This window comes from Bacillus sp. ME78, assembly GCF_903970865.1.
Lineage (GTDB): Bacteria > Bacillota > Bacilli > Bacillales > Bacillaceae_G > Bacillus_A > Bacillus_A cereus.
In genome coordinates this window covers 77,631-103,838 of sequence record NZ_CAJCKK010000011.1, presented here as the reverse complement: position 1 = coordinate 103,838, position 26,208 = coordinate 77,631, and the positions used below count along the sequence as shown (strand labels likewise).

Genomic DNA, 26,208 nt, shown 5'->3' with positions numbered 1-26,208 from the left:
TAATGTCTACAAGTCTATTTCGCTATGGCTTGTAGACATTTTTTGTTTTCTGAAGAAATAGTTTACTGGCTGTAACAAGCAGAAAAGTTCGTACAAAATTATTGGAGAGTGGACAGCATTGGTTTCATCTATTAAAAGATTTTTAATTGGAAGACCGTTAAAATCAACAGAGCTTGGAGAACAAAAGCTTAATAAAACGAAAGCTTTAGCTATTTTATCTTCTGACGCATTGTCATCAGTTGCTTACGGTCCAGAACAAATTTTAATTGCTTTAGCAGGTGTGGGAGCGATCGCTTATTGGTATTCCATTCCGATCGCTGTTGGGGTATTAGTATTATTGACAGCCCTTATTTTATCTTATCGTCAAATTATTTTTGCTTATCCGCATGGCGGGGGAGCGTATGTTGTATCAAAAGAAAATTTAGGGATGAATCCAGGCTTAATTGCTGGAGGATCTTTATTAGTCGACTATATTTTAACTGTTGCGGTAAGTGTATCTGCAGGTACAGATGCGCTAACATCTGCTTTTCCTAGTTTACATGCACATAATGTAATCATTGCGATTATATTTGTTATATTTATTACGATCTTAAATTTAAGAGGAGTAACGGAATCAGCTTCTGTTTTAGCATATCCTGTTTATTTATTTGTTTTAGCCCTATTTATATTAATTGGTGTAGGCATATATAATATTTTGACTGGTCACGTTTCACCAACTTTACACACGCCGATCGGAACGCCGGTTGCGGGTATTAGTTTGTTTTTACTGTTAAGAGCATTTGCATCAGGTAGTTCTGCTTTAACAGGTGTTGAAGCAATTTCAAACGCAATTCCGAACTTTAAAGATCCTGCGCCAAACAATGCTGCAAAAACATTGCTTGCAATGGGTGCATTACTTGCTGTGTTATTTTCAGGAATTGTATTTTTAGCTTATTATTACGGAGTGACGCCGAGTAAAGAAGTAACAGTTGTTTCTCAAATTGCTGAACAAACATTTGGACGTAATTTCATGTACTATTTCATACAAGGTACAACAGCTTTAATATTAATTCTCGCAGCTAATACAGGCTATTCTGCATTTCCTTTATTAGCGGTTAACCTTGCAAAAGATAAATTCATACCGAGAATGTTTACGATTAGAGGAGACCGTCTAGGTTACTCAAACGGTATTATAATACTTGGAGTTGCTTCGATTATTTTAATTGTAGCTTTCCAAGGACAAACAGAACATTTAATTCCGTTATATGCAGTAGGTGTATTTATTCCATTTACACTTTCTCAAACAGGGATGGTATTAAAGTGGCTTCGTGAAAAACCTGAAGGATGGGCTTTAAAATTAACGGTTAATTTAATTGGTGCAGTTATTAGTTTTATCGTAATGAGCATGTTCTTTTTAACTAAATTTGCACAAGTTTGGTCGATTCTTATTTTCTTACCTGCTATTATCTTCTTGTTTCATCGAATTAAGAAGCATTATGATGCAGTGGGTGATCAATTAAGTTTAAAAACTTGTGAACCTCTTATTCCAATTGAGGGGAATGTAATTGTCGTTCCTGTAGCAGGTATGACGCATGTAGTAGAAAATTCATTGAACTATGCGAAATCTCTTTCGGCAGATCAAGTTATCGCTGTATATGTTGCTTTTGACAGAGAAGAGGAAAAGAAATTTGAAGAGAAATGGAAGGTGTGGCAACCTGAAGTAAGGCTTGTTACATTACATTCTCATTATAGAAGTATTATTCAGCCGCTAACGAAGTTCATTGATACAGTGCAATATAAGGCAAGTGAATCGAATTACCGCGTTACGGTCGTTATACCACAGTTCATTCCGAAAAAAGGTTGGCATAACATTCTTCATAATCAATCCAGTTTACTCATACGTGCGTATTTACTTTATAAAAGAAATGTTGTTATTACGACAGTTCCATATCATTTGAAAAAATAAGAAGATTTTTGAAGGATAGCTTCGTGAAAATGAAGCTATCCTTTTTGTGTATATGCTATGCATAATTGCATATGGATTTAAAAGTTATATTAATATAATTTTATCAGTTATTTGCAAGTATTGTTTTCTGTTGTGATATGTAGATATTTCAATCAATAAAGTGAATCGGATTATATTTTGAAATAAGGACATGAAAGCTTGAAAATAAAGGGAATGAAAATACTTCTTTACGTTATATAAACAGCTGTGTTTAAATGACCTTACAGTACAAAACATATATGAAAACAAAACGAAATTTCATATTTACGCATGTTGTATAGTTTAAAATGAATAATATTTTTAAGTAATATATTCACTATGTGAATGTGAGAATTTCGATGAAATAGAAAATTCATACAATATTATTCATACTAAACACATATGAAAAATAATAAAATGTTTTGTGACGATAAGTAAGTACTGTAGCAATACGAGAGAGGTGGTTCATACATGGATCACGGTGAGAACGTTCTCTATTTTAATCATCTCAAATTATGGGCAAGAAAATAGAATAATAAAATGCGATAGTAATAGTTGCTAATACATAGGAGGAGTTAAAGTGAAAAAGACTTTAATTACAGGGTTATTGGTTACAGCAGTATCTACGAGTTGCTTCATTCCTGTAAGCGCTTACGCTAAGGAGGGGCAAACAGAAGTGAAAACAGTATATGCGCAAAATGTAATTGCTCCAAATACATTATCCAATTCAATTAGAATGTTAGGATCACAATCACCGCTTATTCAAGCATATGGATTAGTTATTTTACAACAGCCAGACATTAAGGTAAATGCGATGAGTAGCTTAACGAATCATCAAAAGTTTGCAAAGGCAAATGTACGAGAGTGGATTGATGAATATAATCCGAAACTAATCGATTTAAATCAAGAGATGATGAGATACAGCACTAGATTTAATAGCTATTATAGTAAGCTCTATGAACTAGCAGGAAACGTAAATGAAGATCAGCAAGCAAAAACAGATTTTATGAGTGCATATGGAAAATTACAATTGCAAGTACAAAGCATCCAAGAGAGTATGGAACAGGATTTACTAGAGTTAAATCGATTTAAAACAGTTTTAGACAAAGATAGTAACAACTTATCAATTAAAGCTGATGAAGCAATAAAAACAATGCAAGGATCAAGTGGAGATATTGTGAAATTAAGAGAAGATATTAAAAGAATTCAAGGGGAAATTCAAGCTGAACTAACTACTATTTTGAATAGACCTCAAGAAATCATTAAAGGTTCTATTAATATCGGTAAACAAGTATTTACAATCACAAATCAAACTGCACAAACGAAAACGATCGATTTTGTTTCTATCGGTACTTTAAGTAATGAAATTGTAAATGCTGCAGATAGTCAAACGAGGGAAGCAGCTCTTCGCATTCAACAAAAGCAAAAAGAGTTATTGCCACTTATTCAAAAGTTATCACAAACTGAAGCAGAGGCGACTCAAATTACATTCGTTGAAGATCAAGTAAATAGCTTTACAGAATTAATTGATCGTCAAATTACAACTTTACAAACGTTATTAACGGATTGGAAAGTTTTAAATAATAATATGATTCAAATTCAAAAGAATGTTGAAGAAGGCACGTATACAGACAGTAGTTTACTTCAAAAACATTTCAATCAAATTAAAAAAGTAAGTGATGAAATGAATAAGCAAACAAATCAATTTGAAGATTACGTTACAAACGTTGAAGTACATTAAACAGAAAAATAATTAGCGATATAGGGAGAGAAGAAAAATGACAAAAAAACCTTATAAAGTAATGGCTCTATCAGCACTTATGGCAGTATTTGCAGCAGGAAATATTATGCCGGCTCATACGTATGCAGCTGAAAGTACAGTGAAACAAGCTCCAGTTCATGCGGTAGCAAAAGCTTATAATGACTATGAAGAATACTCATTAGGACCAGAAGGCTTGAAAGATGCAATGGAAAGAACAGGTTCAAATGCTTTAGTAATGGATCTGTACGCTTTAACAATTATTAAACAAGGTAATGTTAACTTTGGAAATGTATCGTCTGTTGATGCGGCTTTAAAAGGGAAAGTAATTCAGCACCAAGATACAGCTAGAGGAAATGCGAAGCAATGGTTAGATGTATTAAAACCACAGCTTATTTCAACGAATCAAAATATCATTAACTACAATACGAAATTCCAAAACTATTATGATACTTTAGTTGCTGCAGTTGATGCAAAGGATAAAGCAACTCTTACGAAAGGCTTAACTAGATTATCAAGTAGTATTAATGAAAATAAAGCGCAAGTGGATCAGTTAGTAGAAGACTTGAAGAAATTCCGAAATAAAATGACTTCGGATACGCAAAACTTCAAGGGTGATGCAAATCAAATTACATCTATATTAGCTAGTCAAGATGCAGGAATTCCGCTTCTGCAAAATCAAATTACAACGTACAATGAAGCAATTAGTAAATATAATGCAATTATTATCGGTTCATCTGTTGCGACAGCTCTAGGACCAATTGCAATTATCGGTGGTGCAGTAGTTATTGCTACGGGCGCAGGAACACCGCTAGGAGTAGCATTAATTGCAGGTGGCGCAGCAGCTGTAGGCGGTGGTACAGCTGGAATCGTATTAGCGAAGAAAGAGCTTGATAATGCACAAGCAGAAATTCAAAAGATAACAGGACAAGTTACAACTGCGCAATTAGAAGTAGCAGGATTAACGAATATTAAAACACAAACAGAGTATTTAACAAATACAATTGATACTGCAATTACAGCGTTACAAAATATTTCAAACCAATGGTACACAATGGGATCAAAATACAATTCTTTACTTCAAAATGTAGATTCTATTAGTCCAAACGACCTAGTTTTCATTAAAGAAGATTTAAACATTGCGAAAGATAGCTGGAAAAACATTAAAGACTATGCAGAAAAGATTTATGCTGAAGATATTAAAGTAGTAGATACGAAAAAAGCATAATTGAATACGAATCGTTAGAGCGTTAAGTGTTGATGAATGATTTGAAGCTCCTGTTCAGTTGTGAGCAGGAGCTTTTGATATCCTTATAAGGAGAATAGGTGGAAAATATGCAGAAAAGTTTTTATAAAAAATGTCTTTTAGCGGTAATGATTGCTGGGGTGGCAACAAGTAACGCATTTCCTTTACATCCTTTTGCAGCAGAACAAAATGTAAAGGTGCTACAAGAAAATGTGAAAAACTATTCTCTTGGACCAGCTGGATTCCAAGATGTAATGGCACAAACGACATCAAGTATATTTGCAATGGATTCATATGCAAAATTAATTCAAAATCAACAAGAGACGGATTTAAGTAAAATAAGTTCGATTAATAGTGAATTTAAAGGGAATATGATTCAGCATCAAAGAGATGCAAAAGTTAATGCAGCATATTGGTTAAATAATATGAAGCCTCAAATTATGAAAACGGATCAAAATATTATAAATTACAATAATACTTTTCAATCGTATTATAACGACATGTTAATAGCGATTGATCAAAAGGATAGCGGAAAATTAAAAGCGGATTTAGAAAAGTTGTATGCGGATATTGTAAAGAATCAAAATGAGGTAGATGGATTATTAGGGAATTTGAAAGCTTTTCGCGATAGAATGGCGAAAGATACAAATAGTTTCAAAGAGGATACAAATCAGTTAACAGCGATATTGGCAAGTACGAATGCTGGTATTCCAGCTCTAGAGCAACAAATAAATACATATAACGATTCGATTAAAAAGAGTAATGATATGGTCATTGCTGGTGGCGTACTTTGCGTAGCTCTAATAACATGTCTTGCTGGCGGGCCAATGATTGCGGTTGCGAAAAAAGATATCGCAAATGCAGAAAGAGAAATCGCCAATTTAAAAGATAGAATTTCAGGAGCACAAGCAGAAGTCTTAATTTTGACTGATGTAAAAAATAAAACAACAAACATGACAGAAACAATTGATGCAGCAATTACAGCACTACAAAACATATCAAATCAATGGTATACAGTAGGTGCAAAATATAATAATTTACTACAAAACGTAAAAGGAATTACTCCAGAAGAGTTTACGTTTATAAAAGAAGATTTACATACAGCGAAAGATAGCTGGAAAGATGTAAAGGATTATACAGAAAAATTACATGAAGGTGTGGCAAAGTAAACAGTGGACTAGTTCTGCTGTTTATTTTTTTATCCTGTTTTTTGTGAGAGTTGAACTTGCAATTATATATAAGTTTGTCATGAGTTTTATCCATGTGTGTATAAAAATCTTTTTGTTATCGCTCCCTTTGATAGAATCCATTTTCATATGGGTTTTTTACCGAATTTTTTAAAAATTAAATTTTATGGCTTGATAATTCGTTTGAAATGATTTAATCTTATGTCAAATGATATGTTTATCTATCAAAAATACTTTTGTAAAGATAAAGGAGTGATTGAGAATGTTAAACGCCCCATTGATGGTAAGCCTTTAGGTGCAGCAGCATTGAAAAGATTGGGAAGAACTGAGTGAGCTTTCGCAATAAAGAACTCTATAACTTTATGTAGTGTTTGATACCCTTCGATTAGATTTTTTGAAAAACAAATCAATATTAATTGAATCAAAGTTTAGAAATTAAATATATGAGTAGTAGAAAAAATCCATTAGTTGTTATCATGTCCTGATAAAAAAATGTGAAAAATAGAAAATGGAAATTCTGAGAAAACCTGTTCAGAAAGTATGGTATGAAAGTAAGTTAGTGAGGGGAATTCAAAACCAATTTAATAAAAGCGAGGTAAATAATATGACTTTTGAAGAAAAATTACAAGCATATGCAGAACTTACGGTGAAAATCGGTGTCAATATTCAACCAGGGCAATACTTATTAGTCAATACATCAGTGGATGCATTGGATTTCGCCCGTATAGTTGTGAAAGAGGCTTATAAGGCTGGGGCAGGGCGTGTTCATGTTAATTTTTCGGATGAAGAAATGGAACGTGCTTACTTTGATTATGCCTCAGATGAAGAATTTAATCGCTTCCCAGAGTGGATAGTCAAAATGAATGATGAGCTGATCGAACGTAAAGGAGCACTATTAATGATAGATGCTACAGATCCTGATAAATTTACAGGTATTTCATCTGATCGTCTAGCTACCTATCAAAAGGTAGCAGGAGCTGCTCTGAGAAACAATCGCAACACCGTAATGAAGGATTCAATAGCTTGGTCGATGGTAGCAGTTCCTTCACCAAAGTGGGCATCGAAGGTATTCCCAGGTTTAGCAACTGAGGATCAAGTACCAGCATTATGGGAGGCTATTTTTAAAGCTGTTCGTATTGGTGACGGCAGTGCTATTGAAAAATGGCGTGAACATGTAACAAATTTAGAATCTCGTGCGGTCCTACTGAACGATAAAAAATATATGAAGCTTCACTATACAGCGCCAGGTACTGATTTAACAATTGCATTAGCACCACAGCATAAATGGGTTACTGGAGGTGGTAAAACTCCTGATGATACTATCTTTATGGCTAATATGCCGACAGAAGAGGTTTATACGTTACCGATGAAACAAGGTGTAAATGGCTATGTAAGCAATACAAAACCATTAGTTTATCAAGGGAATATTATCGATGGCTTTAAACTGACATTTGAAGAAGGAAAAATTGTTAAAGCTGAAGCACAGGTAGGACATGATTTATTACAGGAGCTTATTAATGTGGATGAAGGCTCTTGCTATTTAGGTGAAGTAGCACTTGTACCACATGAATCACCAATTTCAGCATCGGGAATTTTATATTTTAATACATTGTTTGATGAAAATGCATCGAACCATTTAGCGATTGGTAAAGCTTATCCAACTTGCTTAGAGGATGGAAGAGATTTAGAAAACGATCAGCTTGAAACGTTAGGGGCAAATATTTCTGTAACACATGAGGACTTTATGATTGGCAGCAGTGAGATGGACATTGACGGTATTCTACCAGATGGAACTGTAGAACCAATTTTCCGTAAAGGTAGCTGGGCATTTTAAGTTTTTAATTTGAATAAAGGAGTAGAGTGGATGAAACGGTTACTAAGCATAATTAGTGCAACTATATAGGTGTTTCATCTGCTTTTGCTTAGGCTGAAAACTACCTCTTTAATTAGAAGTAAAATGCATGCAAAGGAGATAGGCCAATGAATTTCTGGGAAGTTGTTTTGATAGTAGTGAATTTTAGTCTATTGAGTTGGATACTGTTAATAGGCAGAGAAACGAAAAAGTGGTCTAAATTAGCTACTTTGATTGCTGTTGTAATGGTTACAGTTCAGTTATTGGCAGAAGGTTTTAGGTGGCAGATGATTCCGGCATATGTATCCCCAGTTATCTTAATTTTATGCTATTTATTAGCTGGGCGGAAAAAGGGCTTTAGAAGTTCGGGTATATTCATAGTTAAGACTTCGTTACTATGTATCTATTTGTCTGTAGCAGTTGCGCTACCCTTACTTATGCCAGTATTTTCATTTGAAGAACCAACTGGTCCACATAAGATCGGTACGAAGCTATATCATTGGGTTGATCATCAGAGAAATGAACCATATTCGAAAAATCCAAATGATCGGCGCGAACTGATGGTGCAAATTTGGTATCCTGCAGCTGAAAAAAGCAAGAGGGATCCAGAACCTTATATTCGTAACATAAATGAGCTCTCCAAGGGATTGGAAAAAACATTGTCTATTCCTGCATTTGCATTCAGCCACATGGAATTGGTAAAGTCTCATTCGTTTATGGATTTACAACTCTCAGACTCAGAGAATCACTATCCCATATTACTCTTCTCTCATGGTTTTAATGGTTTTCGTAATCAAAACACGTTTCAAGTTGAGGAGTTGGCTAGTCAAGGATATATTGTTCTAAGTATCGATCATACCTTTGATGCTGCAGCTACCGTCTTTCCAGGTGGTCGAACTGCTTACGTACAGCCCATCAATTTAACTGATGAAGGAGATAGCCACATAAAATTATGGGAGGAAGATGTCAGCTTTGTCCTTAATCAGATAGAGAAACTTAACGAAAACGATGAGACCGGTTTCTTTACAGGAAGACTGGATACCTCGCGAATTGGAATGTTTGGCCACTCTTACGGTGGAGCTACCGCAGCACAAATACTTGCAAAAGATTCTCGTGTCAAAGCAGCTATCAATATGGATGGTACATTGTATGGTGAAATCTTGCCTGAAAGTGGCATTGGAAAACCATTTCTGCTCATGAATGGAGAAGAGCCTGATGAAGCAGATCCCTTTGAAGTGAGGGAGCGATACGGACGCGGGTTAGCTGGCGGTGGTATGTCAATGGTCATTCCTCATACGGATCATACAAGCTTTACCGATTTACATTTGTTCTCACCTCTGTTGCAGAGCCCAGGTGAAAATCCAAAGGAAGTTCATCGTATTATTAACGAATTCAGCCTGGCATTTTTTGACCAGTATGTAAAACAGAAGGATGACGGCTCAGCCCTTAAAAGGCTGATAACCAAATACCCGGAAGTGAATTTTAAAATAAACCGATAACTTTATGCAGAAAGTAACTCGTACCATTTCCTTTGGCTCTTGTATTTATTACATTAAAGAATTTAATTTCTTCATCGTTATCTAAATAATGAAATGCTAAAAATGAAACATTCAAAGTACTATCAGTTTCAGGAATATAATTCTTTTTGAAAAGCTACATTCAGCAGCTGGACACTTTATTTGAGATTGTTTATTATAATATCAAATGATATATTTATCTATCAAAAATGACGACTTTATACAGAAAAAGGGAGAGATTGACGATGAAGAAAGACTTGTCAGCGTTGAAGGAAGCGAGATTTAATGCAATTCTTGATTCAGCTACTATATTGCTTGTTGAAAATCCTACTGCTTCGATGAATGAAATTGCGGAATATGCGGGAATTGGAATTGCTACACTCCATCGCTACGTCGAAAGCAGGGAGAAATTGATGCTGTTCTTGGGCCATCGGGCTATACAACTGGTAAGTGATACTGTAAACCAGATTCCACTGGATGAGGAAAGAAGTGAAAACTATATCCCGGAACTCATTGAAGCGTTAATCCCTTTAGGTGACAAAATCTATTTTCTAGGTCATGATGCATCTGTATTTAACAACAAAGAATTAGGTGAAGCAGAAGAGAAGCTGAGGGAACCCTTAAGACGCGTTATTGAATTGCTACAACAAAGAGGTTACTTTCAGCAAACAGTTAGCAGCGAATGGATTTTGAATACGCTTTATGCTCTGCTTTTCCATACCTGGGAACAGGTACATGAAGGAAATGTGGCTAAAAAATCTGCTGCAGAGCTTGTTTTAAATACATTTTATTATGGTTTCAAAGCTAAGGATGAATTGAGAGGGAAGTGAACTAAATTGATTCAAATCCATGATAATTAATATTAATAATATAGAAAGTGAAAAGGAGCAATAGGATAATGAATAAAATCTCTATTGTAAAGGCTGTTCATCAATCCATGGTCGGCGCCCAGCTAAATGTAATGGCATTGGAATACATGGCGTTTCCACTTGCAGGATCTGAGGAGAAGAACACAGTCGATTGGACATTTTGTAAGCTATGGTGGCAGGAGAACAACCGTTTTAGTCATCAATACGCCTATGAAGCTCAAATGGATGGGAAAACTTTAGGGATGATTACTTGCTATCCCATATCCGTTTTAAATCGTCTTGCCTGGCCGACTTTTAAACAGCTGCTTTCGTTCCGAAAGCTGGGTTTTGTTGTTTATAACATTCTGAATATCAAAATGCTTTATTCCATGTTTACCTTGAAGGAGGGAGAAGATGACGAGTTTCACATCGGAACAATTGCCTTACTGCCCGAGAGTCGAGGACTAGGGATAGGTACCAGATTAATTGAGTTTGCTGAGGAACAAGCTTCGCTGCAAGGCTTTGCCAAATGCTCTCTGACGGTAAAGAAAGAGAACCAACTTGCCATTAAATTGTATCAGAGGATAGGCTACCAGATTACAGGTGAAATCAATAAACCAAAGTTATCGTTGTACAGAATGGTCAAAAACGTAGAACTTTACAACCATTTATAAAAAATTTGTACAGTATTAGAGGGTACCAGCACATGCCCATAAGCTTAAGGATTCAAAATTACCCCAAAGTAAAAAATGTACATTTTGTACAAGTTAACACAAAATTTTAGCTTGATAGTGATGGGATGAGGCCTCTATATAAAAAAACACAGTTTACACTCAAACTGTGTTTTTTCGACGTATAATGCTTTATCAACATCTCTTTTTATTCTTTAAAATCTGCAACAGAACCAGGCCCCTCCTCAAAGTATAAATTCCAAGGGGGGAACCGTTTTTTAATTTACTTATATACGTACAGCTGTACCACTTACAGCAACCATTAACATTCCATCACGTACAACTTCGTAATCTACGTCAATACCAACGATAGCGTTCGCACCTTTTTGTTTTGCAAGTTCTTTCATTTCGTCCATCGCAATATCACGAGCGTCTTTTAGCTTACTTTCATAAGCACCAGCACGGCCACCGACAACATCACGAACTGAAGCGAATAAATCACGGACAATATTTGCACCCATAATAGCTTCACCATTTACAATATCGATATACTCAATAATTTCTTTACCTTGAATTCCAGAAGTTGTTGTTACAATCATGACTGACACTCTCCTAATAAGTTGTAGTTTTGATAAGATTTCTTATGCCTTAGAAAAAGTGGTTCTGGTGCCAAAAATACTTGATAGAAACATAGAGTATTTTTGCATCAAAACCTTCAATTACATATGTCTTGTTATGACATATGTAATTGAATAAAAGTAATAGAATTATTTAACATATGTATCGCCATAACATATGCAATGGATCTGTTAGAAATAAGATAAGCCACAGTAAGTATCACTGAGCCAGGTAAATAAATAGCAATATCCGAAAGCTGGTTCGTATGAAGAACTGTAAAAATTATAATCGAAATGATAGATGCAATAGCAGTACCAATATAATGTGAAAAACGATTTAATATTATATGACGAAACACAATTTCTTCAAGCAATGGCCCTAGAATACCAAATACTAGCAATGTAAAAATAAGAGGTATCCCCGTACCTGTTTCAAGGAGCTGTTCTTGGTTCTCTGGCTGATCAGTTGCTAGAAAATGCATAACAGACTGTTCCACAATTACCGTAAATAAAACCACCATAGGAATACTTACTATTTTCAAAATTGTTTTCTCTTTAAAATAAGTAAAACTTTCAATAATTTCTTTCCTAAAGAAAATTATTCCTACAATAGCAGGTACAGTCAAACCGATGGCACTAAGAGCAAATTCTGATTCAACTAGATTACTGTTAGTTAAAAGTGATAGGCCAAATAATATGAACAAGCCAATTTGGAGTAGTGCAAACATTGTATAAACTATTAGCATAATAATTTCTTTTTTATTGATTTTTATAAAGTTCACTTTATTGCCCCCGTAATTAAATTACCTATAATCTTTGATTTTTCTTTCTGCATAACGTTCTCCTTCTAAATATATTTATATTAAAAACCGGACGGTTCGGTCTGAATCGAAATCTAATGATACTACAAGTTTCTAGTTTTTTAAACCCTTTTAACGAAATCAAAATGGTAAAAAGCAAATATATTTATATCTCAGTTGCTTTGTTACAATTTAATTCCAATAATCATTAATGATTAATCTTTTGTAGAATGAAGTGAGAGTGGGGTGGTTCAAACACTTTAGCTAAACATATTAATAAAAATTATATATAATAATCATAGTCTATACGTTAAAATTAACTATATATTTTTACACCTTCTACGATTGTAGGTGAAATTAGTTGTATAACAGGACTGAATTAAATAATTGGACATGTTAATTTTGACAGAAAATTCATTTGAATGATATAGATAAAACAATTTGATTACCTCTTTTCAAACTGTATTGTTTGAGGTTCACATAATATATTTTTGTTCCAAACTTATTTATACTTACAAAAAAATTCAAGAAAATAGATGGTAAATATCACCTGGAATATTAAGCTCGTTTTTATTAGGAGGATTACAAAGTATGACTAAAGTTGATAAGATTAAAGAAAAAATTATTGAAACATCTTTATATTTATTTAATACTAATGGGATAACTCGCACATCCATACAGGATATAATGACAGCTACTGAACTACCTAAAGGATCTATTTATCGTAGATTCAAAAGTAAAGAAGAAATTGTCCTTGCTGCCTATGACAAAAGTGGTGAGATTATGTGGAGTCATTTTCATAAAGCAATGGAAAATAAAAAGACAGCAATCGATAAAATCCTTGCAATTTTCCTTGTATATCAAGATGCAGCTAATAATCCTCCTATTGCTGGAGGCTGTCCATTACTTAATAGCGCAATTGAAAGTACTGGAGTATTTCCAGAATTACAAAAAGCAGCAGCAAAAGGTTATGATGATACAGTAATGTTAATGGCTTCTCTCATAAAAGAAGGAATAGAGAAACAAGAACTTAAAGAAGATATAGATATTATATCGCTCGCTTCTTTTCTTGCATCTTCAATGGAGGGAGCTATTATGGCAAGTCGCGTATCTAACGATAATATACACCATCATTATTTTATTGAACAAATAAAACATCATCTTTTCTCTTATTCTAAATAAGTGAGAACTTGCAGTGTTTCCATCCGATTTTTATAAACTTAAATTGAATACATACCCCTTATGAACAGTATCTTTTGTTTATGAGGGGTATTTGAATAGCTTTTAGACGATGTTTCATGTTTCTTATTGAACGGCTTTGTTATCGTTACTACAGGAAAAGCAATAAAGAATGAATTACATATAAACTGATTTATATGTTGTAAGTGTTTCTATATTGAGTTTGTAAATCTACACAATAAGGTTTCATTATATATAATACGTAGAATAGAAGTTCAGTTAGATAAAATTCGGTAGTCGAATTTTTTTGCATAAAGCTGTATAATGCTTGTAACGAAAGGGAAATACAGGAAGGGATTTGTAATGAGTTACTATGGAAAAAGATAAACAACAATTAAGCGTTGAAGTTGCAAGATTATATTATCAATCAGATTATAGTCAGCAAGAAATTGCTAACAAATTAAATATTTCAAGACCGACGATTTCTAGATTGTTAAAGTACGCGAAAGAAAAAGGGTTTGTTCAAATTAGCATCGCCGATCCATTTGCGGATTTAGATAACGTTGGGAATTTACTGAAAGAAAAGTACAACTTGTTAGAGGCACATGTTGTATTTTCTCCAGTACCGGAATATGCAACGATTACAGAGTATATAAGTAAATATGCTGCTGAGTATATGGAAAAGACGGTTAAAAACGGTGATATTGTTGGTGTAAGTTGGGGAATGACGATGTATGAAATCGCTAGAAAAATCGTACCGCAACATGTAAAAGGGGTAGAGGTTGTCCAGTTAAAAGGCGGTATTAGTCATTCGAGTGTAAATACATATGCGAATGAGACGATAGCTTTATTTGCAGATGCTTTTCAAACGACGCCAAGAAATCTACCTCTTCCAGTTATATTTGATAATGCAGTGACAAAAGAATTAGTAGAGCAGGATCGACATATTCATCACATTATTGAAATGGGGAAACAAGCGAATATTGCAGTTTTCACTGTAGGAACAGTGCGAGACGAAGCGCTATTATTCCGATTAGGTTATTTCGATAAGGATGAAACAAGTTTACTCAAAAAACAATCGGTCGGTGACATTTGTTCACGTTTCTTTGATGGAGACGGAAATATTAGTAGCGAAGAGATTAATCAGCGTACAATTGGAATTGAGTTAGAGGAACTGAAATTAAAGAAACGCTCTATTTTAGTTGCAGGTGGTAATAGAAAAATAAAAGCAATTGATGGTGCGTTACGTGGCGGGTATGCAAATGTATTAATTATCGATCAGCATACAGCAAAAGAACTGTTACATTATCAAAAAGGTTAGAAATAAAAGGAGTTCTCAAAATGTTAATTTTGAGAACTCCTTTTATTTTGTTATGTATGAATGATAGGAGTCTTTTTTGAACACAAATTGCCTTTTTAAAAATAATTATGGATATGGAGATACATACTACCATTGTTAACATAGAAAATTTGATTATATAGGAAGTGTTCTTTGTTAGAATGCGCTTTATTTACTACAAGAAAATGCCTTTTAAAAAAGAATGAACAAAATTTCAAAAGTGTATTTACATTTGTTCAACTAAGAGTTAGAATGAAGTTGTTAAAAGATATGAGGAGTGAAGATAATGAACATTGCAAAGTTAATTGACCATACAATTTTAAAAGCTAATACTACTAAAGAAGATGTTATGAAAGTAATCGAAGAAGCAAAGGAATATAAATTCGCTTCTGTTTGTATTAACCCAACATGGGTAAAATTAGCGGCTGATGAACTAGCTGGACATGATGTAGACGTTTGTACTGTAATCGGTTTCCCATTAGGAGCAAGCACTACTGAAACAAAAGCATTTGAAACAAAAGATGCTATCGCAAAAGGTGCAACTGAAGTTGATATGGTAATCAACGTAGGCGCTTTAAAAGATGGCGACAACGAGTTCGTTGAAAAAGATATTTATGAAGTAGTACAAGCAGCAAAAGGAAAAGCGCTTGTAAAAGTAATCATTGAAACTTGCCTATTAACAGATGAAGAGAAAGTACGTGCTTGTGAATTATCAGTAAAAGCTGGTGCTGATTTCGTAAAAACTTCAACTGGATTCTCAACTGGCGGAGCAACTGCTGAAGATATCGCATTAATGCGTAAAACAGTAGGACCAAACGTTGGTGTAAAAGCATCTGGCGGTGTTCGTACACGTGAAGATGCAGACAAAATGGTAGCTGCTGGAGCTTCTCGCGTTGGAGCAAGTGCTAGTGTTGCAATCGTATTAAATGATGCAAAAGGTGCTACAGATAACTACTAATCGATAAAAGCTTAAAGCAATAGATATACGTTTAAAGTATATCTATTGCTTTAATAATTGAAAAAAATGTAAGCGGATACGAATGGGAGGAAACGGCTTATGAAATACTTAATCGGTGTTTTTGGCCTCGTATTGATTTTAGGTATCGCTTGGCTTGCTAGTAATGATAGAAAGAAAGTCAAATATCGTCCAATCATAACGATGGTTATATTACAATTCATTTTGGGGTTTCTATTATTAAATACAAGTGTAGGGAATATATTAATTAGCGGAATAGCAGATGGTTTTGGAGAGTTATTAAAATATGCCGCTGACGGTGTGAATTTCGTATTTGGTGGATTAGTAAATCAAAAAGAGTTTTCGTTCTTTTTAAGTGTATTAATGCCAATCGTATTTATATCAGCCTTAATAGGTATTTTGCAACATATTAAAGTATTACCTATTATTGTGAAATCTATCGGTCTAGCATTAAGTAAAGTAAATGGAATGGGGAAACTAGAATCATATAACGCTGTTGCATCTGCGATTTTAGGACAATCTGAAGTATTTATTTCAGTTAAGAAACAACTAGGGTTATTGCCAGAGAAAAGAATGTATACATTATGTGCATCAGCAATGTCTACAGTTTCTATGTCTATCGTTGGATCATATATGGTGTTATTAAAACCACAATATGTTGTAACCGCTTTAGTGCTTAACTTATTCGGTGGTTTCATCATTGCTTCTATCATTAACCCATATGAAGTTACTGAGGAAGAAGATATGTTAGAAGTACAAGAAGAAGAGAAGAAGACCTTCTTTGAAGTATTAGGGGAATACATTATTGATGGATTTAAAGTTGCGATTACAGTAGCAGCTATGTTAGTCGGTTTCGTTGCTCTTATCGCATTCATTAATGCAGTATTTAAAGGTGTAATCGGTATTTCATTCCAAGAAATTCTTGGTTATGCATTTGCACCATTTGCATTTATTATGGGTGTACCTTGGCATGAAGCAGTTAATGCCGGAAATATTATGGCAACAAAATTAGTATCAAATGAATTTGTCGCTATGACAGATTTAGCACAAGGAAACTTTAATTTCTCAGATAGAACGACAGCGATTATCTCTGTATTTTTAGTTTCATTTGCAAACTTCTCTTCAATTGGGATTATTGCAGGGGCAGTTAAGAGCTTAAATGAAAAGCAAGGGAATGTAGTCGCAAGATTTGGTTTGAAATTACTATTCGGTGCAACATTAGTAAGTTTCTTATCAGCAACGATCGTTGGCTTATTATTTTAATAGATTCATATCATATAAAAAGGAATGGTGATTGTAATGAGAATGGTAGATATTATTGCAAAAAAACGTGACGGCAAAGAATTAACGACTGAAGAAATCAAATTCTTTATTAATGGATATACAGACGGAAGTATTCCTGATTATCAAGTGAGTGCGCTTGCAATGGCAATCTTCTTTAAAGATATGACAGATCGCGAACGTGCAGATTTAACTATGGCGATGGTTGAGTCTGGAGAAACGATCGACTTATCAGCAATTGAAGGAATTAAAGTAGACAAACATTCAACTGGCGGTGTTGGTGATACAACAACATTAGTATTAGGACCATTAGTAGCTGCTTTAGATGTACCAGTAGCAAAAATGTCTGGTCGTGGTTTAGGACATACAGGCGGAACAATTGATAAATTAGAAGCGGTAGAAGGATTCCACGTTGAAATTACGAAAGAACAATTCATTGATATTGTAAACCGTGACAAAGTAGCTGTTATTGGACAAACAGGAAACTTAACACCTGCAGATAAAAAGATTTATGCATTACGCGACGTAACAGGAACTGTTAACTCAATTCCTTTAATCGCAAGTTCAATTATGAGTAAAAAAATTGCAGCTGGTGCTGACGCAATCGTACTTGATGTAAAAACAGGTGCTGGTGCATTTATGAAAACAGAAGAAGATGCAAAAGAATTAGCACATGCAATGGTACGTATCGGAAATAATGTAGGACGTCAAACAATGGCAGTTATTTCAGATATGTCACAACCTCTTGGATTTGCGATTGGCAATGCTCTAGAAGTGAAAGAAGCGATTGATACGTTAAAAGGTGAAGGTCCAGAAGATTTAACAGAATTAGTACTTGTATTAGGAAGTCAAATGGTCGTACTTGCGAAAAAAGCAAATACGTTAGAAGAAGCTCGTGAAATGCTAATTGAAGTGATGAAAAACGGAAAAGCAACTGCGAAATTTAAAGAGTTCTTAAGCAATCAAGGCGGAGATAGCTCAATTGTAGACAATCCAGAAAAAATGCCACAAGCGAAGTATGTAATTGATGTACCTGCAAAAACTTCAGGTGTTATTTCTAACATTGTTGCAGATGAGATTGGTATTGCAGCTATGTTACTTGGTGCAGGTCGTGCAACGAAGGAAGATGAAATCGATTTAGCAGTAGGGTTAATGTTACGTAAAAAAGTTGGCGATGCAGTAAAAGAAGGCGAGCCGTTCGTAACAATCTACGCAAATCGTGAAAATGTAGAAGATGTAAAAGCAAAAATTTATGAGAACATCTCTATCGCTGAAACAGCAGTGGCTCCTAAATTAGTTCATACAGTTATTACTGACTAATGATCATTTCATTTACTTTGAGGGGGAAATAATATGGATAAGAAAAAATATATTGAAGAAGCAAACAAGATGTTATTGAAAGCGTATATTCCGTATTCTAAATTTCCTGTTGGCGCAGCGTTAGTTACGAAAGAAGGGAAAATCTATACTGGTTGTAATATAGAAAATGCTTCTTATGGTTTATGTAACTGTGCAGAAAGAACAGCAATATTTAAAGCGGTATCAGAAGGGGAGCGCGATTTTAGTTACTTAGTTATTACAGGAGAAACTGATGGACCGATTTCACCATGTGGTGCGTGTAGACAAGTAATTGCTGAATTCTGTGATCCGAAAATGCCTGTATTACTAACGAATGTAAAAGGTGATGAAAAAGAAGTGACTGTTGAGCAATTACTTCCAGGTGCTTTCACAATTGACGATTTAAAATAAGTTAAAAAGCCATTTTGCAATTATTAATTGCAGAATGGCTTTTTTGTTCATATTCCGTTCATAAACTTTGCGTAAAATGATTGCAGCGAATATGGAAAGTTTACAGCAGGAGGAATATAATGAAGAAATTCTATAATGCGGCATGTAGTTACTTATTGGTTTATGATTTTGCTAAAAAAGTCATTTAAATAGATAGGAGTGGAAAGTATGATAGCACTTTTATCAAGTGTCATAGCGGTTTGTATGGCTGTTGGGGTAATGTTTCTACGTTTTAAAGCAGCGAAAAAGCCGGTAACGAAAAAGAAAATTATATTGCCGCCAATTTTTATGAGTACAGGCACGATGATGTACTTTTTACCAGATTTTCGATTAACATCGTTAGAAATAGTCGAGGCAATTAGTATAGGGATTATTTTCTCTATTTTTCTTATTAAAACAACTAAGTTCGAAATAAAAGGCGAACATATATTTATGAAACCGTCAAAAGCATTCATATTCATTTTAGTAGGCTTATTAGCTGTACGCGTGGCATTAAAGTCATATTTAAGCCAATCAATTGATTTGGCAGAGTTAAGCGGCATGTTTTTCTTACTTGCATTTGCGATGATTGTGTCGTGGAGAATTGCGATGTATCGCTCGTTTACTAAATTAGAAAAGACAATAAACAGAGCTGGAATTTCTATATAGGAAATCCAGCTCTGTTTATGTTTTATTAAAATTCTTTAGCGCGGAACTCATTTGCTTAATTTTAAACGTATTTGAGCATCTTGTAATGCGACTGGTGTAACGTTAAGACCATTTTGATCAACAATTTTTGTGTTTAATAAAATGGAATCTAGGCTTCCACGAAATGTTTCTGTATAGTTTTGACGTAACATTTGTTGTTCTTGTTTTTCATCAACTGTTAATCCAGATGTTCTTTCTTTTTTTGATAATTCATTAATACGGAATAAAATGTTTTGCATTTGTTTTCACCTCTAGTTAGAATTAATCACATTAGTTACTTACTAATGTATAGTTATTGTAACCTATCTTTCATTAAGTGTCAACGTCTATAAAAATTTCTTTTTTGTAAGGGTATGGAGTGAAAAAGGATGTGAATAACTTAATGATACTTGAAATAGAAAAGATGTTAATATACAATACCGTAGTAGGGTATGAAATTTGTTGTTTTACATTATGAAAGAAATGAGCACAAAGGAGTATGTAATAATGAATGCAGTAATTTCAAAGAAAGAAACAATCATCTCATATACAATTGCAATTTTATTTATTTTAGCCATGGTAACAGCGGGTGTGTTATTAAATGATCCGGAAGTTATTCTGCCGGAAATAGCAGCGATGGCAATTGCTTTATGGGCGTATCGTGAGCCAGGATGGTTAAGGCAACCAGAAAAAATCTTCATTGCACCTTCAATAACAGCTGTGATTGGTTTTATGGTGAATCAAATGGATATTGCTTATTTAGGGAAAGTAAGTTTAACGCTTGTATTCATGATGCTTTTTTTACGTGTAATTCAATCCAATTTAGCACCATCTATTGCGACAGGTTTATTACCATTAGTAACAAATGCGACGGAATGGTCATTTGTTATCGCGGTATTCGCTTTAACATTTATTTTAATGGTTGGTGTTCTTATATTTAAATTGAATAACGGTATTAAGCGAAAAGTGCAAATACAGTATAAATATATGACTGTATTTCTCATACTAAATTTCGTATGGATTAGTTTATGTTGGATAACTGGTTATGAACAATTAGCAGTTATTCCACCAATATTAGTTGTTGTATATGAATCACTTCAAAAGCCGATGTACAATGAAAAAATGGCTTTTAAACAAATAGTAGTATTAACTACATCTGCAACTGTTGGAACAATATTGTACTTTGCGATTGATTCATGGATTGTAGTCACTTTATTAAATATGATATTAATGCTTATTTTATTAAAAATTGTTGGTGTACGTATTCCAGCAGTGTATGCATTTCCATTATTGCCGCTCGTATTTCCAGATGGAATGATAAAGATGTTACCAGTAGCTTCATTTGTTGCGGGAGTATTTTTATTTGGTGCAGTACTACTGTATAAAAAGTGGGAGATGAAGCAAAAGGGCATGGCAATGTAGATAGAGTAAAGATAGCTTTTAATTAGTAAAATAAATAGACACCTGTGAGTGTCTATTTATTTTATGAAAAATTTAGTTTAATTCATTTAAGTAATGAACAAGTTCCGATGCTTTAGAGAAAAATGGAGAATGATCAGCTTCTAAAGTAATAATTTTCTTGCAAGGTGTTTCTGTATTCATTCGGCGCTGAAAATCAATTGGAATCGCTCTATCTAGAGTCGTTTCAATATAAATGCGATCTATGGCTCCAAAGTTTTCTTCAGATATTTTCAGCTCTTGTTGGAAGGGTCCTAGTGGTTGAGGACGCATTTGATTAAAAGATGCTTCTTTAATAGAACCGTCTTCTGTAGCATTTAAAAATGTTTGTTCAATTAGATTAGGTATAAGTTCAGCAGTCAAGTCATTTTCATTTATAGTGAATTGCGGGCCATCTTCTCCGTCTAATTTACTACCAAGACTTTCTCCATTTCGTGGTAAGAAAGCACAAAGATATACTAATTTATCGATTTTATTTGGTATAAGTTCAGCAGTTTGAGTGATAACGATTCCACCCATACTATGTCCAACAAGAATAACCTTTTCATTTTGTTGATTTATATTAGCTGTTACTGCATCAACATAGGAATCTAACGTTATATTTTGTGAAGGAGTTGTATCTTTCCCACTTCCAGGTAAGTCTAGTGTAATAACAGTGTGACCTAAAGCCTCTAGTTGAGGTTTTACTAATTCCCATGCCCATTCACCTTGCCATGCTCCATGTACTAAAATGTAAGTACTCATTTAATCAACACTCCTCTAGGGTATATAAGTTTCATCTATTTGTAATATTGATGATGTATACTCAGTGTAAATGAAGTGGTTTCATAAATATAATGAAGGTTATTTATAGATGATATAAATATATTTTATATAAGGAGAACAGAATGAATGTTTTTGATTTTAAAGTCTTTACATATGTGGCTCGTTTAAATAGTATTAGTCTGGCAGCAAAGGAATTACATATGACACAGCCAGCAATAACCCATATTATTAACAAATTAGAGAAACGATATGCTATAACGTTATTTGATCGCTCTAGACAAGGAACGATTCTAACTGAAAATGGCAAAGAATTTTTAGTTGGTGTGAATCGACTTCTAATGGAGTATGAAAAACTTGAGGAAACAGCTTTCCAGTTGAAGAATAAAAGCTTGTATAAAATTGTACTAGCTACGTATCCTTCCGTTACTGTATATTGTTTGGCGGAGTGTATTCAACTAGGGAATATTGATCATAGTCAATATGTACTTGCAGTTCGAGAAGGAAGCTATCAAGAAGTGTTAGATTGGCTATCATCAGGTAGTGCAGATTTTTCTATTTCTATAAAAGAAAATTTAATACAAGGATTTCATTATGATGTCATTGGTGAAGATCCGTATGTTATGGTTTCTTCAAAAAAAGTTCCGCCTAATCTTACTATTAATGATATAAAAAATTATCCTTTTATTATGCCACTTTCTGGTTGCAAAGAAGTGCTCGAACCGTATTTGATGAAAAATGAAATAACAGTTAATAAAGTGATGGAGTCAGAATCAATTAGTTCAGCATTAGCACTTACTATACAAGTTAATGGCATAACAATCGTTCCGTTATCAGGACTACATAAGCAAATTATTCATGACTTCATTGTACAGCCGATAGAAATTACAATTCCACGACAACTTATTATGCAATGGTCACCTAAAAAAGAGAATGACCCGCTGTTTCTCGCGTTTGTTAAGAATTTATTAGCTCAACTACAGCAAAAGAAAAAATGAATATAATATTACAAAAGATAAGCTCATTTCACTAGAGCTTATCTTTTGTATGTATTACCAATAAAGAGCAGTATCATAAAATCCGATTAAAATAAGGAGAAAACCAGCTATACGCTGAATGCTATTTCCTATTTTCCTGCTCTTCTTTAGTAATGCCCCGTTTAATCCCAGATAGGAGATGAAGGACATTAATACGACGATAGGAAGAGCAGTTCCTATCGAAAAGAACGTTGGAAACAAGTACCCGTAATTAAATGATAAAGATAAAGGGATTAACGTTCCAAAAAATAGAACGAACATAGTCGGACAAAAAGCTAAGGAAAAGAAGAATCCGAGTAAAAATGAACCAACTTCATTTTGATTTCGTATAAATTTAATCGAGAAGAAATATCTTCTTTTTATAATACCTGACAACAGTAGCCCCATTAAAATTAATAGGGGTCCCATCATTTTTCGTAACCATGGAAAATACAAAGTCAATATTTGCTGAATCTCATTTCCTAAAAACCATACTAATAGTCCAAGCGTCGTAAAAGCCATTATTTTTCCTAAAATGAATAAAAGTATATGTTTCCATACATGTCCCTTTTGTAAAGATTGGTTGCTATAAAGTGTAATAGCACTAATGTTTCCTGTTAATTGGCAAGGAGCAAGGGTACCTACTATGCCTAATAAAAACGAAAATAAAAGAGGTACAGATTTCGTAGCATTCGCGGCATCCATTAAAGGAGACATGAGTTGATAGCTCCATTCACTTATTGTTGAAAACACGTTATATTCACCCTTCTACTTAAATTGGAATGTTCCTTCATTAGCAATCTGCTTCCACGTATTACCCTCATCTGTAGAGAGGAATACATTTGATTTCATTGTAGCAAATACGATTTCGGCTGAATTTTGAGGGTTTTGTGAAATATACATAATTGCATCTTTAGAATCTAAAGGTGGAATTTGTATGTTTGTTTCTTCATTTGTAGCAATTGATTTCTTCGTTACGATTTGCTTATTAATAGGGGCGTAAATAACATCTTCATTACTTAATGTAATTGCGGTCGATTCAAGTAATTTAGCGAATAGTTCAAATGTATTTCCGTAATCTGTAGATAAGTAAACACCGTCTTTAGCACTTACCGCGACTACACTAGATTGATTCGGATGTACTGAAAAGGAATGAATCGTACTTGAAAGACCTTTTAACTTACTATTTTTCCATTCTTGTCCGTTGTTCGTACTGAAATAAAAACCTTGTTGTAATTCAGAATTAGGGCGTTCGTTGTATAAATAAATTGCTTCCGTATTATATCCGACAGCAAGGTTATGAAAATCGGATTCTCCATAAAACGCTAGCTTTTCAAGGGTATTACCGCCATCAGAACTTTTCAATAATCCTAAAGGATTTTTTAAATTTGCACCTGGTTCAGGATGACCGCTGGCAAAGAACCCGTTCTTCGTTGCCTGAAAGCCCATATAATCATGTAGTCCAGTTTTAGTTTCAAGCCATTTTCCATTTTGATAAACTTTTATCCCGCTATGAGTGGCGATAGAAACCCCAGACATATTTCCTGCATAGCCAATTCCGTGAATGTGCTCGATTTTTCCAGATGTAATTTCTTTATAGAAGTCTTGCGGACTCGTATTTGCTGTTTCTATATTTTTTGGCTGAGATTGCACCGTTTCTTTTTTCACTGGTGCTGTTTCGACGTTGCTAGAACATCCTGAAATTATTAATAAAGAAGTAATTGCTAACCCTGTTGCTACATAATGTTTCAAAGTTATGGCCCCTTTCCTATATATGAGATTTTAAGTATATGGAATAAATATCAAGAAATTGTGGAGTGGTATGCATAATTTAGCGTGGAAGGGGCCCGAGTAATGAAAATTCTCCTTTCGCTATGAGTATAATTAATTGACGAAAAATTATAACAATAATAGAATGAATTGTATTGATGATTAGTTTCACAAGCATACATAGAACACTAGGGGGATTATTATGAAATCAACATTTTTTGCTCAAAATAGAGAAAGACTAACGAAAACATTACCTGATGAATCCGTTACGATTTTATTTGCGGGACAAGCACCGCATATGTCAGCTGATGCACATTATAAATTTGTACCGAATCGTAATTTTTACTACTTAACGGGAATCGATGAACCAAATGTTATTTTTATGCTGAAAAAGTTTGGGAATAGTGTAGAAGAGACACTTTTCATTGAAAAATCAGATCCAGTAATGGAAAAATGGGTTGGGAAGACAGTTTCTAGCGAAGAAGCAGAGGGAATTTCAGGTATAAAGAAAGTTTTATATTTAGATAGCTTTGAAAAAGCAGTGTCAAATATACTCTTTACAGAAAATGCGAAGCATCTATATTTAGATATAGAACGTCGCGAGTGGAATGGTACGGAGACAAAAACATTAGCATTTGCTAAACATGTAAGAGAAAAATATCCACACGTAACAATTGGTAATGTATATCCGAACATTTGTGAATTACGAGTTTTTAAAACCGAGGAAGAAATTGAAATTATTAAAGAAGCGATTGCTATAACGAAAGACGGTATTTACAACGTACTTAAGCATGCAAAAGCAGGCATGATGGAGTATGAATTAGAAGCTCAATTTGATTTTACACTGAAATCATCTGGCATTAAGCACCATGCGTTCAATACAATTTTGGCGAGTGGGAAAAATGCTACAGTTCTTCATTATGAAGATAATGATGCGCAAATTCAAAATGGTGACTTAGTATTACTAGATTTAGGTGCTCAAAAAGACTACTATAACGCTGATATTAGTTATACATTCCCGGCAAATGGAACATTCTCTAGTCGTCAAAAACAAATTTATAATATTGTATTAAAAGCATTAAAAGAAACAACAGCGCTTATTAAGCCAGGATTAAAGTTCGCTGCATTAAATGAGCATACAAAAAAGGTACTGGCAGAAGAGTGTAAAGCAATTGGTTTAATTCAAGAAGATGAAGAGTTATCAAAATACTATTATCATGGTGTCAGCCATTTCCTTGGTTTAGATACACATGATGTAGGAACATATAAAGATAGAGTGTTAGAAGAAGGTATGGTTATAACAATTGAACCTGGTCTTTATATTGAAGGAGAATCAATTGGAATTCGTATTGAAGATGACATTCTTGTAACGAAAGACGGGTATGAAAACTTGTCAAAAGATATCATTAGAGAAGTTGAAGAAATTGAAGAATTTATGAGTGTAAATAATGAACATGTAAAAGGAAACCAAGCTGTAGTTAAATAATAAAAGAGTCATCAATAATTTATTTGA

At 34.0% G+C, this 26,208-nt stretch carries 24 protein-coding genes; 18 read left to right on the top strand and 6 right to left on the bottom strand.

Annotation, left to right across the window (positions count from 1 at the left end; translation table 11 throughout):
• Positions 1-118 precede the first annotated feature (118 nt).
• The 8 genes from H6481_RS14615 to H6481_RS14580 all read left to right on the top strand — a co-directional run bounded on the left by H6481_RS14615 (position 119) and on the right by H6481_RS14580 (position 11,046).
• Positions 119-1,945, top strand: a complete 1,827-nt coding sequence (locus H6481_RS14615; protein WP_000254899.1) for an APC family permease — start codon at positions 119-121, stop codon at positions 1,943-1,945.
• Between the two features lie 598 nt (positions 1,946-2,543).
• Positions 2,544-3,704 carry a non-hemolytic enterotoxin NHE subunit A gene (gene nheA, locus H6481_RS14610; RefSeq protein ID WP_182812124.1) on the top strand — a complete coding sequence of 387 codons (1,161 nt, stop codon included), beginning with the start codon at positions 2,544-2,546 and terminating at the stop codon, positions 3,702-3,704.
• A gap of 37 nt (positions 3,705-3,741) precedes the next feature.
• Complete coding sequence (gene nheB / locus H6481_RS14605) at positions 3,742-4,950, top strand: non-hemolytic enterotoxin NHE subunit B (RefSeq protein ID WP_000162968.1); 1,209 nt, start codon at positions 3,742-3,744, stop codon at positions 4,948-4,950.
• Between the two features lie 107 nt (positions 4,951-5,057).
• A complete protein-coding gene (locus H6481_RS14600) occupies positions 5,058-6,137 on the top strand; it encodes an HBL/NHE enterotoxin family protein (protein WP_089170802.1) in 1,080 nt (359 codons plus the stop codon).
• A 622-nt stretch (positions 6,138-6,759) separates the two neighbouring features.
• On the top strand, positions 6,760-7,989 hold the full coding sequence (locus H6481_RS14595) for an aminopeptidase (protein ID WP_182812119.1): 1,230 nt from the start codon (positions 6,760-6,762) through the stop codon (positions 7,987-7,989).
• A gap of 146 nt (positions 7,990-8,135) precedes the next feature.
• Positions 8,136-9,506, top strand: a complete 1,371-nt coding sequence (locus H6481_RS14590) for a carboxylic ester hydrolase (protein WP_182812116.1) — start codon at positions 8,136-8,138, stop codon at positions 9,504-9,506.
• 263 nt (positions 9,507-9,769) lie between these two features.
• A complete protein-coding gene (locus tag H6481_RS14585) occupies positions 9,770-10,354 on the top strand; it encodes a TetR/AcrR family transcriptional regulator (RefSeq protein WP_000710981.1) in 585 nt (194 codons plus the stop codon).
• Positions 10,355-10,422: 68 nt separating this feature from the next.
• A complete protein-coding gene (locus H6481_RS14580; protein ID WP_182812113.1) occupies positions 10,423-11,046 on the top strand; it encodes an N-acetyltransferase in 624 nt (207 codons plus the stop codon).
• Positions 11,047-11,330: 284 nt separating this feature from the next.
• On the opposite strand, the gene H6481_RS14575 is transcribed toward H6481_RS14580, so the two are convergent.
• Positions 11,331-11,642, bottom strand: coding sequence for a heavy metal-binding domain-containing protein (locus H6481_RS14575; protein WP_000637505.1), 312 nt, complete (start codon positions 11,640-11,642; stop codon positions 11,331-11,333).
• A gap of 134 nt (positions 11,643-11,776) precedes the next feature.
• Positions 11,777-12,442 (bottom strand): type II CAAX endopeptidase family protein, encoded by a 666-nt coding sequence (locus H6481_RS14570; protein ID WP_182812110.1) that lies wholly within the window; start codon positions 12,440-12,442, stop codon positions 11,777-11,779.
• A gap of 609 nt (positions 12,443-13,051) precedes the next feature.
• Here H6481_RS14570 and H6481_RS14565 point away from each other — a divergent pair.
• The 7 genes from H6481_RS14565 to H6481_RS14535 all read left to right on the top strand — a co-directional run bounded on the left by H6481_RS14565 (position 13,052) and on the right by H6481_RS14535 (position 19,671).
• Positions 13,052-13,642: a TetR/AcrR family transcriptional regulator gene (locus H6481_RS14565; RefSeq protein WP_000169640.1), complete on the top strand. Its 591-nt coding sequence runs from the start codon at positions 13,052-13,054 to the stop codon at positions 13,640-13,642.
• 370 nt (positions 13,643-14,012) lie between these two features.
• Positions 14,013-14,960 (top strand): sugar-binding transcriptional regulator, encoded by a 948-nt coding sequence (locus H6481_RS14560; protein WP_000409787.1) that lies wholly within the window; start codon positions 14,013-14,015, stop codon positions 14,958-14,960.
• A 304-nt stretch (positions 14,961-15,264) separates the two neighbouring features.
• Positions 15,265-15,936: a deoxyribose-phosphate aldolase gene (gene deoC, locus H6481_RS14555; RefSeq protein ID WP_001017440.1), complete on the top strand. Its 672-nt coding sequence runs from the start codon at positions 15,265-15,267 to the stop codon at positions 15,934-15,936.
• Between the two features lie 99 nt (positions 15,937-16,035).
• On the top strand, positions 16,036-17,217 hold the full coding sequence (locus H6481_RS14550) for a NupC/NupG family nucleoside CNT transporter (protein ID WP_000876188.1): 1,182 nt from the start codon (positions 16,036-16,038) through the stop codon (positions 17,215-17,217).
• 36 nt (positions 17,218-17,253) lie between these two features.
• Complete coding sequence (locus H6481_RS14545; protein ID WP_002093946.1) at positions 17,254-18,555, top strand: pyrimidine-nucleoside phosphorylase; 1,302 nt, start codon at positions 17,254-17,256, stop codon at positions 18,553-18,555.
• 33 nt (positions 18,556-18,588) lie between these two features.
• The gene (locus H6481_RS14540) at positions 18,589-18,984 is read left to right on the top strand and encodes a cytidine deaminase (RefSeq protein WP_182812107.1); all 396 of its coding nucleotides are present in this window, start codon (positions 18,589-18,591) and stop codon (positions 18,982-18,984) included.
• Between the two features lie 207 nt (positions 18,985-19,191).
• Complete coding sequence (locus tag H6481_RS14535; RefSeq protein WP_000561070.1) at positions 19,192-19,671, top strand: cytochrome c biogenesis protein CcdC; 480 nt, start codon at positions 19,192-19,194, stop codon at positions 19,669-19,671.
• A gap of 47 nt (positions 19,672-19,718) precedes the next feature.
• On the opposite strand, the gene H6481_RS14530 is transcribed toward H6481_RS14535, so the two are convergent.
• Positions 19,719-19,949 (bottom strand): DUF896 domain-containing protein, encoded by a 231-nt coding sequence (locus H6481_RS14530; RefSeq protein WP_071730965.1) that lies wholly within the window; start codon positions 19,947-19,949, stop codon positions 19,719-19,721.
• 247 nt (positions 19,950-20,196) lie between these two features.
• On the opposite strand from H6481_RS14530, the gene H6481_RS14525 reads away from it, so the two are divergent.
• Positions 20,197-21,111 carry a membrane protein gene (locus H6481_RS14525; RefSeq protein ID WP_000994724.1) on the top strand — a complete coding sequence of 305 codons (915 nt, stop codon included), beginning with the start codon at positions 20,197-20,199 and terminating at the stop codon, positions 21,109-21,111.
• Between the two features lie 72 nt (positions 21,112-21,183).
• Here the strand turns inward: H6481_RS14525 and H6481_RS14520 are convergent, their stop codons facing one another.
• Positions 21,184-21,891: an alpha/beta fold hydrolase gene (locus H6481_RS14520; RefSeq protein ID WP_000109165.1), complete on the bottom strand. Its 708-nt coding sequence runs from the start codon at positions 21,889-21,891 to the stop codon at positions 21,184-21,186.
• A 143-nt stretch (positions 21,892-22,034) separates the two neighbouring features.
• Between H6481_RS14520 and H6481_RS14515 the strand changes: the two genes are divergently transcribed.
• Positions 22,035-22,907: a LysR family transcriptional regulator gene (locus tag H6481_RS14515; RefSeq protein WP_001100328.1), complete on the top strand. Its 873-nt coding sequence runs from the start codon at positions 22,035-22,037 to the stop codon at positions 22,905-22,907.
• A gap of 54 nt (positions 22,908-22,961) precedes the next feature.
• On the opposite strand, the gene H6481_RS14510 is transcribed toward H6481_RS14515, so the two are convergent.
• Positions 22,962-23,678, bottom strand: coding sequence for a sulfite exporter TauE/SafE family protein (locus H6481_RS14510; protein ID WP_220464102.1), 717 nt, complete (start codon positions 23,676-23,678; stop codon positions 22,962-22,964).
• 15 nt (positions 23,679-23,693) lie between these two features.
• Positions 23,694-24,677: a F510_1955 family glycosylhydrolase gene (locus H6481_RS14505; RefSeq protein ID WP_053564753.1), complete on the bottom strand. Its 984-nt coding sequence runs from the start codon at positions 24,675-24,677 to the stop codon at positions 23,694-23,696.
• A gap of 220 nt (positions 24,678-24,897) precedes the next feature.
• On the opposite strand from H6481_RS14505, the gene H6481_RS14500 reads away from it, so the two are divergent.
• The gene (locus H6481_RS14500; RefSeq protein WP_053564752.1) at positions 24,898-26,181 is read left to right on the top strand and encodes an aminopeptidase P family protein; all 1,284 of its coding nucleotides are present in this window, start codon (positions 24,898-24,900) and stop codon (positions 26,179-26,181) included.
• The last annotated feature ends 27 nt before the right edge of the window (positions 26,182-26,208 follow it).

What these genes read in the sequence shown, in the direction of transcription:
- nheB (WP_000162968.1), top strand. Translation starts at nt 3,742, where the DNA reads ATGACAAAAAAACCTTATAAAGTAATGGCTCTATCAGCACTTATGGCA.
- H6481_RS14600 (WP_089170802.1), top strand. Translation starts at nt 5,058, where the DNA reads ATGCAGAAAAGTTTTTATAAAAAATGTCTTTTAGCGGTAATGATTGCT.
- H6481_RS14595 (WP_182812119.1), top strand. Translation starts at nt 6,760, where the DNA reads ATGACTTTTGAAGAAAAATTACAAGCATATGCAGAACTTACGGTGAAA.
- H6481_RS14590 (WP_182812116.1), top strand. Translation starts at nt 8,136, where the DNA reads ATGAATTTCTGGGAAGTTGTTTTGATAGTAGTGAATTTTAGTCTATTG.
- H6481_RS14585 (WP_000710981.1), top strand. Translation starts at nt 9,770, where the DNA reads ATGAAGAAAGACTTGTCAGCGTTGAAGGAAGCGAGATTTAATGCAATT.
- H6481_RS14580 (WP_182812113.1), top strand. Translation starts at nt 10,423, where the DNA reads ATGAATAAAATCTCTATTGTAAAGGCTGTTCATCAATCCATGGTCGGC.
- H6481_RS14575 (WP_000637505.1), bottom strand. Translation starts at nt 11,642, where the DNA reads ATGATTGTAACAACAACTTCTGGAATTCAAGGTAAAGAAATTATTGAG.
- H6481_RS14565 (WP_000169640.1), top strand. Translation starts at nt 13,052, where the DNA reads ATGACTAAAGTTGATAAGATTAAAGAAAAAATTATTGAAACATCTTTA.
- H6481_RS14560 (WP_000409787.1), top strand. Translation starts at nt 14,013, where the DNA reads ATGGAAAAAGATAAACAACAATTAAGCGTTGAAGTTGCAAGATTATAT.
- deoC (WP_001017440.1), top strand. Translation starts at nt 15,265, where the DNA reads ATGAACATTGCAAAGTTAATTGACCATACAATTTTAAAAGCTAATACT.
- H6481_RS14550 (WP_000876188.1), top strand. Translation starts at nt 16,036, where the DNA reads ATGAAATACTTAATCGGTGTTTTTGGCCTCGTATTGATTTTAGGTATC.
- H6481_RS14545 (WP_002093946.1), top strand. Translation starts at nt 17,254, where the DNA reads ATGAGAATGGTAGATATTATTGCAAAAAAACGTGACGGCAAAGAATTA.
- H6481_RS14540 (WP_182812107.1), top strand. Translation starts at nt 18,589, where the DNA reads ATGGATAAGAAAAAATATATTGAAGAAGCAAACAAGATGTTATTGAAA.
- H6481_RS14535 (WP_000561070.1), top strand. Translation starts at nt 19,192, where the DNA reads ATGATAGCACTTTTATCAAGTGTCATAGCGGTTTGTATGGCTGTTGGG.
- H6481_RS14530 (WP_071730965.1), bottom strand. Translation starts at nt 19,949, where the DNA reads ATGCAAAACATTTTATTCCGTATTAATGAATTATCAAAAAAAGAAAGA.
- H6481_RS14525 (WP_000994724.1), top strand. Translation starts at nt 20,197, where the DNA reads ATGAATGCAGTAATTTCAAAGAAAGAAACAATCATCTCATATACAATT.
- H6481_RS14520 (WP_000109165.1), bottom strand. Translation starts at nt 21,891, where the DNA reads ATGAGTACTTACATTTTAGTACATGGAGCATGGCAAGGTGAATGGGCA.
- H6481_RS14515 (WP_001100328.1), top strand. Translation starts at nt 22,035, where the DNA reads ATGAATGTTTTTGATTTTAAAGTCTTTACATATGTGGCTCGTTTAAAT.
- H6481_RS14500 (WP_053564752.1), top strand. Translation starts at nt 24,898, where the DNA reads ATGAAATCAACATTTTTTGCTCAAAATAGAGAAAGACTAACGAAAACA.